General features: G+C 30.1%; 13 protein-coding genes. 11 read left to right on the forward strand and 2 right to left on the reverse strand.

Annotation, left to right across the window (positions count from 1 at the left end; genetic code table 11):
• Window positions 1-27: 27 nt before the first annotated feature.
• Entirely contained in the window at window positions 28-555 is a 528-nt protein-coding gene (locus tag CLOPA_RS10290) for a hypothetical protein (protein WP_015615364.1), read from the reverse strand.
• A 418-nt stretch (window positions 556-973) separates the two neighbouring features.
• Here CLOPA_RS10290 and CLOPA_RS10295 point away from each other — a divergent pair, with 418 nt between their 5' ends.
• The 3 genes from CLOPA_RS10295 (at window position 974) to holA (ending at window position 4,197) form a co-directional block, all read left to right on the forward strand.
• Complete coding sequence (locus tag CLOPA_RS10295; RefSeq protein ID WP_015615366.1) at window positions 974-1,264, forward strand: hypothetical protein; 291 nt, start codon at window positions 974-976, stop codon at window positions 1,262-1,264.
• The gene (locus tag CLOPA_RS10300; RefSeq protein WP_015615367.1) at window positions 1,264-3,042 is read left to right on the forward strand and encodes a ComEC/Rec2 family competence protein; all 1,779 of its coding nucleotides are present in this window, start codon (window positions 1,264-1,266) and stop codon (window positions 3,040-3,042) included. The genes CLOPA_RS10295 and CLOPA_RS10300 overlap by 1 nt, the downstream gene beginning before the upstream one ends.
• Before the next feature lie 126 nt (window positions 3,043-3,168).
• Window positions 3,169-4,197 carry a DNA polymerase III subunit delta gene (gene holA / locus CLOPA_RS10305; protein WP_015615368.1) on the forward strand — a complete coding sequence of 343 codons (1,029 nt, stop codon included), beginning with the start codon at window positions 3,169-3,171 and terminating at the stop codon, window positions 4,195-4,197.
• Between the two features lie 115 nt (window positions 4,198-4,312).
• Here the strand turns inward: holA and rpsT are convergent, their stop codons facing one another.
• Window positions 4,313-4,579, reverse strand: a complete 267-nt coding sequence (rpsT, locus tag CLOPA_RS10310) for a 30S ribosomal protein S20 (RefSeq protein ID WP_015615369.1) — start codon at window positions 4,577-4,579, stop codon at window positions 4,313-4,315.
• A gap of 299 nt (window positions 4,580-4,878) precedes the next feature.
• On the opposite strand from rpsT, the gene gpr reads away from it, so the two are divergent.
• From gpr to dnaK, 8 genes are all read left to right on the forward strand, one after another.
• The gene (gpr, locus tag CLOPA_RS10315) at window positions 4,879-5,850 is read left to right on the forward strand and encodes a GPR endopeptidase (protein WP_015615370.1); all 972 of its coding nucleotides are present in this window, start codon (window positions 4,879-4,881) and stop codon (window positions 5,848-5,850) included.
• A gap of 348 nt (window positions 5,851-6,198) precedes the next feature.
• Window positions 6,199-7,308, forward strand: a complete 1,110-nt coding sequence (locus CLOPA_RS10320) for a stage II sporulation protein P (RefSeq protein WP_015615371.1) — start codon at window positions 6,199-6,201, stop codon at window positions 7,306-7,308.
• A gap of 55 nt (window positions 7,309-7,363) precedes the next feature.
• A complete protein-coding gene (locus CLOPA_RS10325) occupies window positions 7,364-7,876 on the forward strand; it encodes a hypothetical protein (RefSeq protein WP_015615372.1) in 513 nt (170 codons plus the stop codon).
• A 225-nt stretch (window positions 7,877-8,101) separates the two neighbouring features.
• Complete coding sequence (gene lepA / locus CLOPA_RS10330) at window positions 8,102-9,907, forward strand: translation elongation factor 4 (protein WP_015615373.1); 1,806 nt, start codon at window positions 8,102-8,104, stop codon at window positions 9,905-9,907.
• A gap of 2 nt (window positions 9,908-9,909) precedes the next feature.
• Window positions 9,910-11,049: a radical SAM family heme chaperone HemW gene (gene hemW / locus CLOPA_RS10335; RefSeq protein WP_015615374.1), complete on the forward strand. Its 1,140-nt coding sequence runs from the start codon at window positions 9,910-9,912 to the stop codon at window positions 11,047-11,049.
• A 242-nt stretch (window positions 11,050-11,291) separates the two neighbouring features.
• A complete protein-coding gene (gene hrcA / locus CLOPA_RS10340) occupies window positions 11,292-12,332 on the forward strand; it encodes a heat-inducible transcriptional repressor HrcA (protein ID WP_015615375.1) in 1,041 nt (346 codons plus the stop codon).
• Window positions 12,333-12,343: 11 nt separating this feature from the next.
• Window positions 12,344-13,003, forward strand: coding sequence for a nucleotide exchange factor GrpE (grpE, locus tag CLOPA_RS10345; RefSeq protein ID WP_015615376.1), 660 nt, complete (start codon window positions 12,344-12,346; stop codon window positions 13,001-13,003).
• A gap of 63 nt (window positions 13,004-13,066) precedes the next feature.
• Window positions 13,067-14,917 (forward strand): molecular chaperone DnaK, encoded by a 1,851-nt coding sequence (dnaK, locus tag CLOPA_RS10350; protein ID WP_015615377.1) that lies wholly within the window; start codon window positions 13,067-13,069, stop codon window positions 14,915-14,917.
• Window positions 14,918-15,153 lie beyond the last annotated feature (236 nt).

Consider the following 15,153-nt stretch of genomic DNA (forward strand, 5'->3'; position numbering starts at 1 on the left):
AACATAAAGTCTGCTTTAGTAAAAGCATTAATAAAAATATTCATCGTATAATCTATTGGTGCATCCGTAATCAATTAATACAGGTTTTTTGTCTAATATTCCCCAAGATGAAATTGTTTTTATATCTGGATAGAGCAGATCATAATGCTTTGCAATTTTCTTTAGAGTTTGAAAAAATTCGCTATCTGGTTTAATATTAGTAAATTCAAAAATATTTCCGCGGCTTAATCCAAGCATTTCTGTAAAAGGTAAAGCTTTTCTCATAACTATCATGCTTTCTTTATACCATACTATAGGACAAAAATATTTTTTATACTTTTCATCAATGTCAGTATAGATGTAATTTTCAGTTCTAGATTGATATTTTCCAGTTCTATTTTTAGATATTTTAATTACAAAATTTTCGTCAAATTCATAAACCATTCTGCTTGCACCTTGACCTAGAAATTTATAATTATTGTCTTTTAAGTTATGGCGCAAGCGATGACGATCAGCTGAATATAGATTTTCAAATAGATCTACTGGAATGTTTGGGCTAATAATCGAAGTATCCATAAAATCCCTCCCATTGATACTACAGTAGAATAATAAAATATTCTCATTATCAATATATAAAATATTTTATGGAAGTGACTATGATTTTAAAATTTAAAATAAAAATTTTCAATCTATAAAGGCCATTGTTATTAAATGCAATTTTAAATGCAACTAAATATTTAACAAAATATGATACTTTAGTATAATGAAGATATATTATAAGTAAGATTCATTGATGGGGGTAAATATCTTATGACTGATTGGTACAATCTATCATGGAATGATGTGGTTAATTTATTTCAAAGTAACTCAAATAGAGGATTAGATGAAGATAAAGTTTTAAAGAGAAAAATGGAGATAATTTAAGTACTTTATAATAATATTTTGTTTAAACCTCAAAGTTATTGGATAAAATAATAACACGGAGGTGTATACTATGATGGAAGATATTTTTGAAACTGTTAAAGAAGGAAGCAATGTTGTATATTTAGATATGCCTAAAAAAGACTTTCTATTTAAATATAATAATTTTAACAGGGATTCAGCACAAAATTTGGTAGATAATTATTTTAAGGAAAAGGGTAGAGATGGTATACCAAAGGTTGAAGAAATAAGCCTTGACGATAGTAGAGGAATAATGAAAATTACTGTTGCTGTTAATTATGAGAGGGATTTTAAACTTGAAGAGTATAAGATACCTGATTCATTGAATGAGGCAAGAAAATAATGGATAAGCCTCTTATATATTTTTGCATTTCCATGGTAATAGGATGTCTTTGTGCTTTCATTCTGAAAAACAACCTAGTTTTAGATGTGGCTATTGCTGCATCTTTTTTTATATGTATATTTTTAACCTGCGAAAAAAAATATACTTTGATTATGGTAGGCTTTTTTATACTAGGTTTTTTAAGCTTTAATTTTTACTTTGATATTAATTTAGACAATAAATCTAGTTACACAGTTAGAATAATTACAAAAAATAAGTTTTATGCTGTAGGAAGTTATGAGGGAAGAAACATAAATATAAGTGGGAATATTTTCGATGTAAATGAAGGAGAAAAAATAAGGGCAACTGGAGAATTTAAAAAAGATATAGATTACTCAAAAGGAAATCTTGGAACTCTTAAAGTAAAATACATTGAAAATAGCCAGGAGGATATAATTTCCCATTTGTATTCCTTTAGAAAGAACATATACAGAAAATTTTATTGGAGACTTGGAGAAAATAATACGGCCAAAATAATGTCTGTAGCTTTTGGCGATACCTCATACCTGTCTATGGAGGATAAATATGATTTTAAAAAATTGGGTATAGTACATGTTATAAGTGTATCGGGACTACATATGGTTATAATTTTTAAATCACTAGAAAGTTTTCTTAATTTAGAAATATCTATTATTGTAGCTGCTATATATGCAATATTTACGGGAGCTCAAGCGGCTACCCTAAGATCACTTATAATGATAATTATATTAAAATTATCAAAAAAATTTAGCAAAAATTATGATGCCTTTTCAGCATTAAGTATGGCTGCTATGGTTTTACTTATGGCTAAACCCTATTATGTTATAGATATAGGATTTGCCCTTTCTTTTTTGTCTACTCTTGGAATAAGTTTATTTTATAAAAAATTATCGAAGATATTGTATAGATTACCCGATAAAATAAATGAAAGTGTAAGTTTAACTTTAAGTGCTCAATCTCTCTCCATGCCCTATGTGTTATTTACTATTAAAAATTTTGCTCTTGGATTTTTACTTGGAGATTTATTTTTAATTCCAATGTACTCAGTTATTGTAGTCTTGTCTAATATAGCTTTGGTAACATGCTTTATACAACCTATTTTTAATATACTGTGCATGCTTATTAATATTGTAATGGCAGCAATTAGCGGAGGTACATCCTTATTAGTAAAAATTTCACCGCCTATGGTGTATATGTCAACTATAAATATAATATTCATTTTGTCCTTGTATCCATGCTACATATTTATAAAAAAGGGATATGAAAAATTTAAATTTGCTCCAATAATATTAGGTTTAGCCATAATAATTTATCAATATAATTTTTTCCCTAAAATAGATCAGGTTAGTTTAAAGAGTGGAAGTGGCTTTATAGTGAGATATAAGGGAAACAATATTTTAATATCCAATTATAAAATTGATAATGATGAAGAAAAGAGTGAACTTCAAGGGCGCTTTAATGTAAATAGTTTTATGACTAACTTTGAAGCTGATTACAAAATTATAATAAATAAAAAGTATCTTATTTATATTCCTAAAGCACAGGGTATAAATAATGTCATACAAGTTACAAGCTTGGACAATAATAGCTCTGTTATTGATTTAAGGGGAGATAGGCTAAGATATAAGACTGTAAATTGGATTGAAAATTATGCTATAATGAAAATTGATATAAATAAGGAAAATAAAAAAATTGATTTACCTAAAAGTAATATTGATTTTGAAATATTTATGGATAAAGTTATAGTATATGAGTATTAGGGGCGCTTAATGATATTCAAAGGCTGTTAGATTAATATGCTTTATATTATTTTATTTGTAGTATATAAAATATATTTTGCGGTTTTCATTTGATATTTATTTTATATTTAAAAATAGGGGGACAAAATGATAAATTTCTTAGAGTTAGAAGAAAGAATAAAAAAGAAAGTAGATAATTTTTATATCTTTTGTGGTTACAATGAGCAATTAATAAAGGAAAACATCAGAAAAATTACTGAAATCACAGTAAATCCTAATTTTTTGGATTTAAATTATTTTGAGTTTGATGGAGCTTCAGTAAGCTATGATGAAATAGTTAATGCTTGTGAGACACTCCCGTTTATGAGTGATAAAAAGGTGATAGTTATATATAGAGCTGATTTTCTTGGTGATAGGGCTAAAAATATAAATAAAAATGGTGAAAACATACTGAAAAAAATTCAGGATTATGGTGGAAATTTACCAGAACAATGTATATTAATTATATACTATATTTTTGAAAATGATAGAGAAAAGGTAAGCAACAAAGTAAAAAAAATGGATAAAAGTGCCTGCGTAGTGGAGTTCACCAAATTAAGAGGAATGATGCTTCAGAAAAAGGTTAAGGAAATATTCAATCAGAAGGGAAAAAATATTGACAGGGCTAATTTAAGTTTTTTTTGCAGTGAAGTTGAAAATAATATGGATATAATTAAGAATGAAGTGGATAAACTCTGTTCCTATACTGGTGATAGAGATATCGAAAAGCAAGATATACTAGATCTTCTTCCAGAAAGAAGTGATGATGATATTTTTAATCTTGTGGATTTTTTATCTCAAAAAAAGCCGGAAAGAGCTATAGAAGTTCTGTCGGAACTCATATATAGGGGAGAGAAGGCAACAAATATATTATCAATGATAGAAAGACAATTTAGAATTATGATAAATTTAAAAATTGGTATGAACAATAAAAAGGGCAAGGAAGAATTGGCAAGAGAATATAGACTTCATCCTTTTGTATGCGAAAAAATTATGACACAGTGTAAAAAATATACTTTAGAACAAATAATAAAAGCAGAGGAAATATGTGCCCAAACCGAAAAAGAACTAAAAAGTCAAGGCAGTGATGAACGAGTTAAGCTGGAGCTTCTTATAATAAGGAGTGCCATGGTTTAAAATTAAATTACTAATAGTTTATTTGAAGTTTTTGGTGGGAATTATTTTTAGATAAATTCAATGTATATTTACAAAAAATAAATAGGCCGGTGTGTTATTTACACCGGTTTATTTACTATGCGTTTAAAGCATTTAATTTTACTGCTAATCTTGACTTAGATCTAGCTGCTTTATTTTTATGAATAACTCCCTTTGAAGCGGCCATGTCTAAAGATTTAACCACATTTACGTAGTTAGCTTTAGCTTCCTCAGCATTATTTGCTGTAACTGCTACTTCAAATTTCTTTATAACAGTTTTTAAAGCAGATTTTAACATCTTATTTTTAAGAGTTTTAGTTTGAGTAACTTTTATTCTCTTTTTTGCAGATTTTATGTTAGCCATTAATTTTCACCCCCTTATATTTTTATAACACTCGCCTTTGGGGAATATTATGCGGGTTTTCTCATATTTAACAAAAACCATTATAACATTAAAAATTACATTCTTCAAGCATTAATACAGCATCAAAGATTAAATTTATTTATATCTTTAATAAAATTTGCACCCCAGGGGTGTAATTTTTTCCAATTTTAATTCGTACTTTTCTTAAATTATGAATTACAGTAATAAAAATAGAATAGTTAAAGTGTGCAGGGGAAAGATAGATTTAGAGTACAGATTTAATAGGAGGAGTGATTGTTTTGAGTATAAGAACAGATCTTGCTGTAGAAGCAAAGGAACTATATGAAAAAGAGAATAGTAAAAAAATTCAAGGGGTTGAAGTATCAAGTACAAAAAAAGGAAAAATAAAAATAACTAATGTAAAGGTACTTACGGAGCAGGGAGAAAGAGCTATTGGAAAACCTAAGGGTACATATATAACTATAGATATGCCAAAAATGATTCATTATGATGTAGATGCTATGGATGATGTAAGTGAGGTACTGGGAGAAGAACTTTCAAAGCTCATAAAACTTGAGGATAGTATGACAGCTCTTGTAGTAGGACTTGGTAACTGGAACATAACTCCTGATGCTTTAGGACCTAAAGTGGTTTCTAAGATAATGATAACAAGACATTTAAAGGAGCTTGTACCGGATAGTATTGATGAGAGGATAAGGCCTGTGTGTGCTCTTGCACCAGGAGTACTTGGAATTACAGGCATGGAAACTAGTGAAATAATAAAAGGTGTAGTAAATAAAATTAAACCAAATTTGATAATTTGTATTGATGCATTGGCTTCTCGAAAAATGGAAAGGGTAAACTCAACTATTCAAATTGGAACTACAGGTATTTCTCCTGGTTCTGGGGTAGGAAATAGGAGAATGGAGATAAGCGAAAAGACACTGGGAATTCCTGTTATAGCCATAGGCGTTCCTACAGTAGTAGACGCAGCTACTATGGCAAATGATACTATTGATATGGTGTTAGATGAAATGATTAGAAGTTCAGAACAGGGAGGAAAATTTTATGATATGTTGAAATCCATAGATAAAGGTGAAAAACAGAAAATGATACAGGAAATACTGCATCCCTATGTGGGAAATCTTATGGTAACACCTAAAGAAGTGGATATGGTTATAGATTCTATATCAAAGATAATAGCAAATGGGATTAATATTTCTCTTCAACCTGCTCTTGATAAAGATGATATAAATAAATTTTTGCAATAAGAAGTTATAAATACACATTATTTTTCATATAGTCTAATTAAGGCATCTTAAACCTAGATTGTGTAAGTAATCCTCTTAACTCTTAACATATCTATGTTTACTTGTAAAAATATTTAAAAGGGATTTAAATATTATCAATGGTTTGAGGGATTGCTTGTTGAATTCAAGTTAAAGAAATAATTAGTCATAAGTTTATTATGGCCTATTTTGCAGTATACTTTTCTGTGAGAAATTTTTAATAAGTATAGCTTTGTTGTTATGGAATCAACAGTTTCATTTAATACAAAATAGAATGGGAAGCTGTGACTTTTTATTTCTTTTCATATGCCTAAGCGGGAGGTAATGTGGATGGTTAATGTTAATAAAAGGATAAACAATGGGAAGAATAGTTTTATATTAATTTTAGGCGTTACCATAATGATATTTTCTATTTATATATTTTTCAGCTTTTTTAATGTACAAGAAACTCAGGAAAAATTAACTGGTGGAAGGGGAAATATGCTTTATGTACAGCTAGTTAATTACGTTATGCCTATAGTGAAAGTTACTAATTTTGATGAAGAGGATATGGCAGAGAGTACACTTTCCTTAAAAAGTGGGATCTTAAATTATATAGGAATTAATTTAAGCCATCCTGATGAAATCCTAAAAAAAGAGGTATCTTATTTTAGAGAAGATAATAATTCTGTGGCTTATAATAGTAATGATACAGGTATAGCAAAAATAAGTGATTTTAATTTAAAGGACAGTGATATAACTAAAAACAGTACCAATAACAGCAGTGGTGATAGCTCAAATCCTTCAAATCAAACCTTTCAAATTTATAATCCTAAATTAAAAAAAAATCTTGATAATTCAAAACCAGAGGTACTTATATATCATTCCCATACAACGGAGAGTTATGGGCAGTACGGACCAGATAATCTTGATCCCACAAAAAATGTATGTGCTGTAGGTGATGAGCTTGCTAAGGAACTCTCTAATAATTATGGTATCTCTGTAATACATGATACCACTATACATAATGTATTGGCCTATAATAAAAGTTATGAGAGATCTGGGGAAACTTTGGACAAATACTTAAAAAAATATGGTGATTTTAAAATGATAATTGACATGCATAGAGATTCAGATCCTAATAAAAATGATGTTACTGCAAAAATAAACGGAGAAAATGTAGCTAAGTTTATGTTCGTCATGGCAAGAAAAAATCCTCATTTTGATAAAAACATGACTATTGTAAATGCTTTATTAAATAGTGCTAAAAAAAATTTTCCAGGATTGGTTATTGGCAATGGAATTTACTATTATGATTATGGAATGAATTTTTTTAATCAAGCAAAGAGCAATAATGCATTTTTATTAGAGGTGGGATCCACTCCAAACACTCTTGATGAATCAAAAGCAACATCAAAGTATATTGCAAGGATGATTGCAGAATATATAAATGGTAAATAATGAATAAAAAAATAAAAAAAGTACATCCTTTAAATAGCAGGAGGTACTTTTTTTTATGAAGAGTAAAATATATTATCTTTTTATGATATTAATAATAGCAGGTGTGATTCTTGGCCTTTGTATAAATAATATTGTTTTAAACAGAACTATATACTCTAATGAGATACATATGAAGGCTTCAGAAGAAGCATATAGAAATAGGATTAACCAATATAATCTGGATGACATGGAAAAAAAGCTGGATATACTGGAGGATAAAATGGATAATCCTGAAAAATATGAAAAAGATGATACTGATATAGTTTTTAAAGTTTACGTTCCAAGATTTAGAATACTTTTCAGTATGAATCCGCTGGATTTAAGATTTGAAACTAAAAATTATAAAGTCTATTTAAATAACGGCATTATAGAGAACATAAAGAATCAAATAGCTTATATATCAAATATATGGGAAAAATTAATTAGTAGGGTTACAGATAATTTAAGCAGCAGCAACGAAAAATTAAATAATATAACTTCTAAAATAGCTGTACTTAAAACAAAAATTTATTATAGTATTATTAAATAGAAGATTAATGCAGCTTAATATTGACATTGTCTAGAGGATTTGTGTTATAATTTAAGCTGATTTTATTATGCATGATATTTTTGTATACTTAATAATAAAATATTAATCAGGAAAGCATTACTGCATATACCTTTTAGGAATAAGTAAGTGTTATAATAAACAGTTATAGATAAATTTTAGAAATTATTAAAAGAAATACTTTAAAATAAATGGGGGTAAAAATTAATGCAAAGTAAGAGAGAACAACATATAAGAAATTTTTGTATAGTTGCGCATATAGATCATGGTAAATCCACACTGGCAGATAGATTGTTAGAAAAAACAGGTACCCTTACTAAGAGAGAAATGGAACAGCAGGTACTTGATAATATGGAACTTGAGAGGGAAAGGGGTATAACCATAAAATCTCAAGCAGCAAGACTTATATATAAAAGAGAAAATGGAGAGGAATATATATTAAATTTAATTGATACTCCAGGACATGTGGACTTTAATTATGAAGTATCCAGGAGCTTAGCTGCCTGTGAAGGAGCTATATTAGTAGTAGATGCTACTCAGGGAATACAGGCTCAGACTCTTGCCAATTGTTATTTAGCCGTAGATCACGGTCTTGAAGTAGTGCCTGTAATAAATAAAATAGATTTACCTAGTGCAAGACCAGAGGAAATAAAACAGGAGATTGAAGACGTAATTGGATTAGAAGCAGCAGATGCACCACTTATTTCAGCAAAAACAGGACTGAATATAGAAGATGTTCTAGAAGCAGTAGTCAATAAGATACCTGCACCAGAGGGAGACGAAGATGCAACATTAAAGGCTCTTATATTTGATTCCTATTATGATAGCTATAAAGGTGTAGTAAGCTATATCAGAGTTAAAGATGGTGTTGTAAAAGCAGGAACTAAAATAAAACTTATGGCCACAGATAAGCAGTATGAAGTTACAGAGGTAGGTGTATTCGTGCCTAATTTTTATCCTATAGACGAACTTAGAGCTGGGGACGTTGGCTATGTAACAGCATCTATTAAAAATGTAAGAGATGCTAGGGTTGGAGATACAATGACTGAGGCTGGTAAGGGTGCTGTGGAACCACTTCCTGGTTACAGACCGGCTATACCAATGGTCTATAGTGGTATTTATCCTGTGGATGGAGCTAAATATGGTGAACTTAAAGAGGCACTGGAAAAGCTTCAGGTAAATGATGCTGCCCTGAACTTTGAACCTGAAACTTCTATAGCACTGGGCTTTGGTTTTAGATGTGGTTTTCTTGGACTTCTTCATATGGAGATAATTCAGGAGAGAATAGAAAGAGAATTTAATCTTGATATTATTACTACGGCACCTTCAGTAATATATAAGGTTACAAAGACGGATGATACTCTTTTAAATATAACTAATCCTACAAATTTGCCAGAAACTACTGAAATAAAATTTATGGAAGAGCCCATAGTTAAAGCCTCTATAATCACTCCTTCTGATTATGTAGGACCTATTATGGAACTTTGTCAGGATAGAAGAGGTGTTTTTATAGATATGCAATATATAGAAACAACAAGAGTTATGCTTAATTATAAGATACCTTTAAATGAAATCATATATGATTTTTTTGATGTGCTAAAATCTAAAAGCCGTGGATACGCATCTTTTGATTATGAATTAAATGGGTATATTCAGACCAAACTTGTGAAATTGGATATAATGTTAAATGGAGATGTGGTAGATGCACTTTCAATGATTGTTCCAGAGGAGAGAGCATATAATAGGGGAAGAAATATAGCTGAAAAGCTAAAGGATATAATACCAAGACAGATGTTTGAGATTCCAATACAGGCATCGGTAGGAGCAAAAATTATTGCAAGAGAGACTGTAAAAGCACTTAGAAAGGATGTACTTGCTAAATGCTATGGAGGAGATATAAGCAGAAAGAAAAAACTTCTTGAAAAGCAAAAAGAAGGTAAGAAGAGAATGCGACAGGTTGGAAGCGTAGAAGTTCCACAAGAAGCATTTATGTCTATATTGAAGGTGGATTAATTATGGAAGAAACAGCCTTATATATTCATATACCTTTTTGCAAACAAAAATGTCTATATTGTGATTTCCCTTCTTTTGCTAACAGTGAAGAACTAATGACAGATTATATTAGAGCTTTGAGCATAGAAATAAGAAAGCTTGGCAATAAAAAAATATCAACAATTTTTATAGGTGGGGGAACTCCCACCTATTTGAATTTAGAAGTTTTAAAAATTTTAAAAAAAAGTTTAGAGGAATTAAATTTATCCAAGGAAATAGAGTTTACAATAGAAGGTAATCCAGGAACCTTTACAAGAGAAAAGCTTAAACTGCTAAAAGATATGGGCGTAAATAGACTAAGCATAGGTCTTCAAGCAGTACAGGATGAATTATTAGAGAAATTAGGAAGAATACATGATTTTAATACCTTTTTAAATAGCTATAATATGGCTAGAGATATGGGCTTTAATAATATAAATGTTGATTTAATGTTCGGTCTGCCAGGTCAAGATATTGAAATGTGGAGGCACACCTTAGAAATTGTAATTAATTTAAATCCAGAACATTTATCTTGTTATAGTCTTATAGTAGAAAAAGGTACTCCATTCTTTAATTTATATAGTGAAGAGGATTTACCAGATGAGGATACAGTAAGTGAAATGTATTCCCTTGTAAAAGAATTTTTAAGTGAGAAAGGATATTTACAATATGAGATTTCAAATTTCTCAAAGAATGGTTTAGAATGTAAACATAATTTGGTATATTGGAATTTAAAAAATTATATAGGTGTGGGCTCTGGAGCACATTCTTATTATGATGGAATTAGGTATAGAAATGAAATTAATGTGAAAAGATATGTAGAAGCCATTACGAAAGCTGGCAGTGCTGTGGTGGAATTACATAATAATACTCTTGAAGATAATATGGAAGAGTTTATGTTTTTAGGACTTAGAAAGATTAAAGGAATTTCTATAGAAGAGTTCAGGCAGAGATTTAAGAAAGATATATTTTCTGTTTATGGGGATGCAATAAAAAAATATAAATCTAATGGTATGATAATTCTTGAAAAAAATAGATTGTATCTATCATCTAGAGGAATAGAAATTTCTAATTATATTTTAAGCGATTTTATTATTGAATCATCTGAAATAGGCAAGAAATAAATCTAATTAAATAAGTGATATTCATGGAAAGAAGTTAGCTGGGTAAAGTATATTTACTTTAAAGGGTAATATAGCAATATACTTAGAAAATTAAAGAATTAAGAAGATAAATTCTTTAAATGCCCGTATTTCCAGGGATTAATTATAATAAAAAAAGTTGACAAAAAAATTATCCAGTGATATTTTAAAAACATGACGATTAGCACTCAACAGTGGCGAGTGCTAATAAAGAGGTGATAGTGATGGATATAATAGATGATAGGAAACTAAGGATACTTAATGCAATAATAAATGATTATATAAATACAGCAGAACCGGTTGGCTCCAGAACTATAGCTAAAAAATATGATTTGGGTATAAGCTCTGCTACCATAAGAAATGAAATGTCAGATCTTGAGGAAATGGGTTATATTGAACAGCTTCATAGTTCCTCTGGTAGAAAGCCTTCAGATAAAGGTTATAGATTTTATGTTGACCAAATAATGCAGATTTCAAAATTATCACCAGAAGAAGAAAATATGATAAAAAATCAGCTTATAAATTTTGCATTATTTGAAGTAGATAGACTTGTACGCCAGGCTACTGTTTTGCTATCAGAGCTTACAAAATTGATAAGTGTTGTTAAGACTCCATCTGTAGAAGAAAGCAGAATAAAATCTATACAGCTCATGGGTATAGATAGCTTTAATATTGTAGCAGTAATTGTAACTGATAGTGGTCTTATAAGGAATAATATTATAAGGGTTAATAGGTCTTTAAACAATGAGGTGCTAAATAAGATAAATAATTTGTTAAATTCCAGACTTAAAAATTTAAGCATAAATATGATAAACCTAGAGGTTATAAATAATCTTAGGAAGGATCTTCTTGGATATGAAGACATTTTTGACGCTATTATTCCTCATCTTTATGATAGCTTAAATGACAATAATAGTAGCTCAGAGGTTTATTTTGAGGGACTTACTAATATACTGGACTATCCTGAATTTAAGGATATAGAAAAAGCTAGAGAAATTTTATCTTTTATAGATGATGGTAGCAATATAAAGAATATTTTAGATAGTAAATCTAAAATATCCATACGTATTGGTCATGAAAATTATATTCAAGGTGCCAAGGATTGCAGCATTATATCTGCAGTTTATAGTTTAGGCGAAAGGCAGCTTGGCTCAATAGGTGTAATAGGCCCAACCAGAATCCCGTATTCAAAGGTTGTTTCTATATTAACAAAGGTAACAAAAGAATTAAATAAAAATATCAATAAGATTTATCTTGATGATTAGAGGTGAAGTGAATGTCTGGCATTAATAAAACTAATAATGTTGAGGGCGAAACAAATGAAAGCTTAAAAAATGAAGAGGTAAACGAAACTTTAAAAGATAAGGTGGATACCGATTCATCTGAAATTCTTGAAGATGAGCAAAAACTTGAAGATGAAGAATTTGAAGAATTACAAGAGGATAACTCATCTTCAGAGAAGGAGCTTGAAGAAATGAAAATACTGAGCAGTAAGCTTAAGGATGAAAATGCAAAATTGAAGAATGAACTGGATACTGTTAAAGAAAGACTTCTTAGAACAGCAGCTGAATATGAAAATTATAGAAACAGGACAGCTAAGGAAAAAGAAGGTATATATTCAGATGCTTGCTTAGATGTGCTAAAGGATATCTTACCAGCACTAGACAATATGGAAAGAGCTTCTTCTATTGAAGGAAGTGTAGAAGATTTAAAAAAGGGAATTGACATGACAGTAAGACAGTTTAAAGAGTCTCTTACAAAGCTTGGAGTAGAAGAAATAGATGCCAGTGGTGAATTTGATCCAAATATACACAATGCAGTTATGCATGTGGAAGATGAAAATCTTGGAGAAAATGCCATTGCAGAAGTTTTGCAAAAGGGATATAAAAAAGAAGATAAGGTTATAAGATATAGCATGGTAAAGGTAGCAAATTAAATAGGATTATTACTTAAATAAAATGAAATAAATTTTTTAATGAAAACTAGGAGGTTTTATATTATGTCAAAAGTAATAGGTATTGACTTAGGAACAACAAATTCATGTGTGGCAGTTATGGAGGGAGGAGATCCTGTTGTTATAGCAAACGCAGAAGGAGCAAGAACTACTCCATCAGTTGTATCTTTTCAAAAAGATGGTGAAAGACTAGTTGGTCAGGTTGCAAAAAGACAGTCAATTACAAACCCTGATAAGACAATAATATCCATAAAGAGACATATGGGTACTAGTTATAAGGTTAATATAGATGGAAAAGAGCATACACCACAAGAAATATCAGCTTTCGTACTTCAAAAATTAAAGGCTGATGCTGAAGCTTATTTAGGTGAACCAGTTACTCAAGCAGTTATAACTGTACCAGCGTATTTTAATGATAGCCAAAGACAGGCTACAAAGGATGCTGGAAAAATAGCTGGACTTGAAGTGTTGAGAATTATAAATGAGCCTACAGCTGCATCACTTGCTTATGGTCTTGATAAAATGGATACAAATCAAAAGATATTTGTTTATGACCTTGGTGGTGGTACTTTTGATGTATCTATACTAGAACTGGGAGACGGAGTTTTTGAAGTAAAAGCTACTAACGGTAACACACGTCTTGGTGGAGATGACTTCGATAATAAAGTTATGGATTATATAGCTGATACTTTTAAAGCTGAAAATGGTATAGATTTAAGAAATGACAAGATGGCACTTCAAAGATTAAAAGAAGCTGCTGAAAAAGCTAAAATAGAATTATCATCTTCTGCTCAAACTAATATAAATTTACCATTTATAACTGCTGATGCCACTGGACCTAAGCATATAGATCTTAATCTTACAAGAGCAAAATTCAATGAATTAACTCATCAGCTAGTTGCAGATACAATAGAACCAATGAAGAAGGCACTTGCGGACGCAGGGCTCAGCATAGGTGATATTGATAAAATATTACTTGTTGGTGGTTCAACAAGAATTCCAGCAGTACAGGAAGCTGTTAAAGAATTTACTGGTAAAGATCCTTCAAAGGGCGTTAATCCAGATGAATGTGTTGCAGTAGGTGCAGCTATTCAAGCAGGTGTTTTAACTGGCGATGTTAAAGATGTATTACTTCTTGATGTATCACCATTAACACTTGGAATTGAAACTTTTGGAAATGTTGCTACTCCATTAATAGAAAGAAATACTACTATACCTACAAGAAAGAGTCAGGTATTCTCAACAGCAGCAGATGGTCAAACTTCCGTTGAAATACATGTAGTCCAAGGTGAAAGACCAATGGCAAATGATAATAAGACTCTTGGTAGATTTACATTATCAGGAATTGCTCCAGCACCAAGAGGAATTCCTCAAATAGAAGTTACTTTTGATATAGATGCAAATGGTATAGTAAATGTTTCTGCAAAGGATAAAGGAACTGGAAAAGAAGCTAATATAACAATTACTGCATCAACAAATCTTAGTGATGATGAAATAGATAAGGCTGTTAAAGAAGCAGAAAAATATGCTGAAGAAGATAAGAAGAGAAAAGAATCAATAGAAGTAAAGAATAATGCGGATCAGATTGTTTACCAGACAGAAAAGACATTAAAAGATCTTGGAGATAAAGTATCAGCAGAAGACAAATCAAGTATTGAAGCAAAACTTGAAGATGTAAAGAAAGTTAAAGAGGGAGAGGACTTAGAAGCTATAAAGAAAGCTACACAGGAGTTAACTGATGCCTTCTATGCTGTTTCCTCTAAAATATATGCAGCTACTCAGGAGGCTCAAGGAGCAGATGGAGCAGCTGGAGCTCAAGGGGCAGCCGGAGCTTCAGAGGATAAAAAAGATGACAATGTAGTAGATGCTGATTATAAAGTAGATGAGGACAAATAATTTAATTTACAAAGTGTAATAAATAATCTGAAAATAAATAGAAAGTCAAAGATGCTAGCATACTGACTGGCTATTTATTTAAAGATGTCTAAATATAAGGGAAGGGTTTTACCATTCCCTTATATTTTAAGTTGGAAACTTTTAAATAAAGAGAACATTACTCTAGATAAACTATATAAAGATAAAGTATAATTATCTATGGTTTCAACAAATTATACTATTTCTGTATCCAGTTA

It is taken from the genome of Clostridium pasteurianum BC1, from assembly GCF_000389635.1.
Taxonomy (GTDB): Bacteria; Bacillota; Clostridia; order Clostridiales; family Clostridiaceae; genus Clostridium_I; species Clostridium_I pasteurianum_A.

Excerpts from the sequence above, each read along its gene's own strand:
- CLOPA_RS10290 (WP_015615364.1), bottom strand. The coding sequence starts at position 555 with ATGGATACTTCGATTATTAGCCCAAACATTCCAGTAGATCTATTTGAA.
- CLOPA_RS10295 (WP_015615366.1), top strand. The coding sequence starts at position 974 with ATGATGGAAGATATTTTTGAAACTGTTAAAGAAGGAAGCAATGTTGTA.
- CLOPA_RS10300 (WP_015615367.1), top strand. The coding sequence starts at position 1,264 with ATGGATAAGCCTCTTATATATTTTTGCATTTCCATGGTAATAGGATGT.
- holA (WP_015615368.1), top strand. The coding sequence starts at position 3,169 with ATGATAAATTTCTTAGAGTTAGAAGAAAGAATAAAAAAGAAAGTAGAT.
- rpsT (WP_015615369.1), bottom strand. The coding sequence starts at position 4,579 with ATGGCTAACATAAAATCTGCAAAAAAGAGAATAAAAGTTACTCAAACT.
- CLOPA_RS10320 (WP_015615371.1), top strand. The coding sequence starts at position 6,199 with ATGGTTAATGTTAATAAAAGGATAAACAATGGGAAGAATAGTTTTATA.
- CLOPA_RS10325 (WP_015615372.1), top strand. The coding sequence starts at position 7,364 with ATGAAGAGTAAAATATATTATCTTTTTATGATATTAATAATAGCAGGT.
- lepA (WP_015615373.1), top strand. The coding sequence starts at position 8,102 with ATGCAAAGTAAGAGAGAACAACATATAAGAAATTTTTGTATAGTTGCG.
- hemW (WP_015615374.1), top strand. The coding sequence starts at position 9,910 with ATGGAAGAAACAGCCTTATATATTCATATACCTTTTTGCAAACAAAAA.
- hrcA (WP_015615375.1), top strand. The coding sequence starts at position 11,292 with ATGGATATAATAGATGATAGGAAACTAAGGATACTTAATGCAATAATA.
- grpE (WP_015615376.1), top strand. The coding sequence starts at position 12,344 with ATGTCTGGCATTAATAAAACTAATAATGTTGAGGGCGAAACAAATGAA.
- dnaK (WP_015615377.1), top strand. The coding sequence starts at position 13,067 with ATGTCAAAAGTAATAGGTATTGACTTAGGAACAACAAATTCATGTGTG.